Source organism: Allobosea sp. 05T439, from assembly GCF_056396005.1.
This window is the reverse complement of sequence record NZ_JBFTKP010000143.1, coordinates 1-534: the sequence shown is the minus strand read 5'-3', so window position 1 is coordinate 534 and position 534 is coordinate 1. Positions and strand designations below refer to the sequence as shown.

The 534-nt window shown below is 61.0% G+C and carries 1 protein-coding gene; it reads right to left on the bottom strand.

The window, feature by feature from the left end; genetic code table 11:
* Window positions 1-250: 250 nt before the first annotated feature.
* A complete protein-coding gene (locus AC1DIO_RS35450) occupies window positions 251-406 on the bottom strand; it encodes a DUF1127 domain-containing protein (protein ID WP_476771136.1) in 156 nt (51 codons plus the stop codon).
* Window positions 407-534: the final 128 nt, after the last annotated feature.

The window sequence follows — 534 nt, the reverse complement described above, 5'->3', positions numbered from 1 at the left end:
CCCAATCAGGATTTCGTGGCGGCGAGGTCGCCCCCGATGACAAGGAGGGGTTGAGCTCGGGCTTTCACGGCTCGGACGAGTTCGCAGCCGGATTCCGGCTCAAGTGAAAGCAGCCCTGAAATGCAAAATGCCCGCCGTGAGGCGGGCATTCGCTCTTCGACCGAAGCTCAAGGGGAGGGAATCATGAGCCCCAGGAGAAACTACCTGGAACGCGCTGCGCCCGGTGACGCGGCGGTTCTATTCAGTGACTTCAGGCCGCAGCGTGCGAGCGGGCGATGAAGGGGATCTCCGAGCGTGACAGGCCAAGATCGGCGAGCTCACGGTTGGTCAGACGCGACAGCTCGCGAACCGTCTCGCGATAGCGCAGGAAGGCGCGGATTTTGGCGGCAATCATGGTGACGAACATGGTGTGTTTCCTTAGCGCATATTCCGGACCGGGGCGGTGCCCACAGCGACAATTTCGTTGTGCACTGCACATAAGCCGATCGGCCCGCCGCAATTAGGGGCTTTACTTCAGCTCCGATATGCATCCAG

Bases quoted from the DNA above. Each gene is read 5' to 3' on its own strand.
- AC1DIO_RS35450 (WP_476771136.1), bottom strand. From the start codon at position 406: ATGTTCGTCACCATGATTGCCGCCAAAATCCGCGCCTTCCTGCGCTAT.